This window comes from Pectobacterium hainanensis, from assembly GCF_046237015.1.
Taxonomy (GTDB): Bacteria; Pseudomonadota; Gammaproteobacteria; order Enterobacterales; family Enterobacteriaceae; genus JBJYIN01.
Map to the genome: position 1 here is coordinate 1 of NZ_JBJYIN010000035.1, position 2,789 is coordinate 2,789.

General features: G+C 44.5%; 2 protein-coding genes. One reads left to right on the forward strand and one right to left on the reverse strand.

Annotation, left to right across the window (positions count from 1 at the left end; all coding sequences use genetic code 11):
• A partial coding sequence (locus tag ACKPVM_RS20365; protein WP_498044286.1) for a phage tail fiber protein occupies nucleotides 1-1,328 on the forward strand: 1,328 nt, incomplete at its 5' end.
• Here ACKPVM_RS20365 and ACKPVM_RS20370 read toward each other — a convergent pair.
• The gene (locus ACKPVM_RS20370; RefSeq protein WP_409311570.1) at nucleotides 1,325-2,761 is read right to left on the reverse strand and encodes a phage tail fiber protein; all 1,437 of its coding nucleotides are present in this window, start codon (nucleotides 2,759-2,761) and stop codon (nucleotides 1,325-1,327) included. The genes ACKPVM_RS20365 and ACKPVM_RS20370 overlap by 4 nt on opposite strands.
• Nucleotides 2,762-2,789 lie beyond the last annotated feature (28 nt).

Genomic DNA, 2,789 nt, shown 5'->3' on the forward strand with positions numbered 1-2,789 from the left:
TTCGCGCAAACCTGGGTTTGAAAGACGGGGCTGTGCATGACGTGCAGACTACTCCCTATGACCCCACTCTTGGTTCTATTTTAATTAACGGTGCTTGGGGAGTTGGTTTACAGACTGATGTTTTACCAACGAGTCGTAATCAATTTATAGCCATGTCTAAAGGGTCTGATTCACTGAAGTATTTAGGACTGAACGGCATTGGTTGTGGTTTTGAGGCGAACTACAACGGCGTTGGGCGTCGTGTTCAGGTGTTTGTAACTAGTGAACAGCAGGGTGGTACGCCGGGAAAATTAAGATATAGATGGTCAACAGTTGCCGCGCCAGAGGATGCCACTACGCCATGGAAAGAGGTGTGGGATAATAGCAATCTATCCAATCCAATGACGCTTGATACTTCTCAACTAGTATCTGGTATAAAAACATTTAGTAGAAACTCTCCAGAGCAAATTATTTTAAAGCAATTTGCAGATGGAAGTAATTACATTCTACGTGGTAATTTGTTTAATAATAACCCACACTGGTGGTTAGGCAAAGGTACTGCTGGGGAAATACGTTTTTGTAATAATGTTGGGGGTAATAATTATGTAGGCGTTTCCGATGCTGGTCACATTAATATTATTACCTCCGATGAACAAAAATATATCGACATTCGCGGCGTTCTTAAAAATGTCCGCTCAGGGTTTGCTGGTTTGTTAATGGAATCATTATCAATCCCTTCATCTTCAGTGGGGCGCTTAACAAAAATAGAAACAACTGCTAGCGGCACAGGTCTTACTTTTCTTGCCCGTGATGGTTCAGGTTCAACAACAGGACAGCGTGTTGCACGACTTGCCATTCCGACAGACGGAAACATCCTCGTCACAGGTGGTAATGCCACTGTAGACGCAAATGGGTTCTATAAAGCTGCGTCCCCAGTCGTAAAATTATTTTCTGATGGTACTAGCGAGTTAACAGATGAAGCCATGGGCGTTCTAACTGAGCGTGTTGATGTTGGCATTTACCGCGTTTCTGGTTGCCTGGGATTCAATTCTGATCCTGCGTGGGGCGGTATCGATGGTGGTATTGAGATACCGACCGACAGCAATAAACAGCCGCTAATTTGGGTAAATTCGAGTGTTGAATCAGACGGTTCTATCATTATTAAAACGTATCACCGCACACATCAGGACTCACCTAAATTTGCACAAAACAATATAGATGGCATTGAAAACGGTCAACCAGTTGATATTCCAGATGGGCGATGGGTTGATGTTCGAGTGCAAATGCCAGCACCTGTTATTGATAAACCAGTGATTTTGCATAGCAACGTGTATTTAAATACGATTTAAGCGGTTGGGCTGACAGTATTACAGTAAACATTGCTGCTTATGATTGCTAGTTTCGGTTCTTCACTCTCAGGCATGTTAACGCGCACTTGAATGAATAGACCGTGCGGCACGTCGATAGGCGATTGATCCGGCCAGGTGTCTTCCAGCTTGTGCCCCTTCTTAGGGTCAAACGGCTCTTTGTCGAGTGTCAGCCTGTTCTGTGCAAACGGCATAGCATCGGGGTGTACACGGTGGAATGTGTGAACCGTGATAGAACCATCTTCATCTACTTCATAATTGTTCCACAGCAACGCTTTGTCATTGCGGCATTTAGGGTTAGCAATCCCTCCGTCTATGCCGTTCCAGGCTGCATCCGGGTGCATACCCTGACAACCGGTAATCTTATAAACACCTTCACTGAGTCGCTCTACACTGACTCCTTCCGCCTCGTCTGTTGTCGTGAATGAGCCGTCAGCGTAAATGTTAATAACGGGCGATGCGGATTTGTAGTAGCCGCTAGCGTCTACAGTTGCATTGATACCGGACACAAGAATAGTGCCGTTACCAGACATGGGTAATACAACTCGCTGCTGCCCGGCTGAAACCTCCTGAGAAGAGCGGCGTAAGAACGCAATACTTGTAGCACCCTCATATTCTATTGCCGCAATGCGTCCCATAACCCCATCGGCAACTAGATTTGTTTCTAGCAAAAACGCAGCGTAGTTTCTCAAGCATTTGACTTTTTGCGAGAATTCAGAACTTCCATCAATAACTGTTTTACTTCCTACTTTATTAGGCCGGATTAATATATTTCCATTTTCTAGCAAGCTTATAAAGTTGTCACCAAGATTACTGTGAATCCGAATATTCTTGTTTGCGGATTCTGCTTTTCCCATAAACCAAAGTGGATTACCCTCGAAATCTAACCCTCGTATCATAGATAGTGAGCTCACCCCATACATTCTCAATCGAATAGGGTCAGATACATTCGGTAAAAATGTCTTGGCTCTTGTAATTGTTTGCTCTGTATCAAGCGTCATCGGATTAGGTAGGCTTTTTGAATTCCATTCTTCAAACCAATCAGACCAGCCAGTCACTGAACTCCATTCCCGCGAAATCGTCCTGTGCCCAACAGCACCGCTTAAAAATGCTGTAACACTTAGTCTTCCGTACACGCCGCTGGCATATATATGTGTTTTGCGCCATTCGATAAACGTGTCAATAAAACCGGTCGGCAATTTTGTGATTGTAGGATTGCCGCTCGATGTGTAAAAACCGCTCGGGGTAGATGCATTGAAATATTCTTCATGGTTGACGGAATTTAAAAATATGCATGCACCCCCCAACCCAAACGCGCCGACTTTTAATATTCTACCCGGTGTAGCATCAGTATATGACGACTGAGCATCATGCGTCGCCGCATCGCCCAAACCCAGGTTTGCGCGAACAATCACATAAAAATACAATCTGACATTTCAGAGA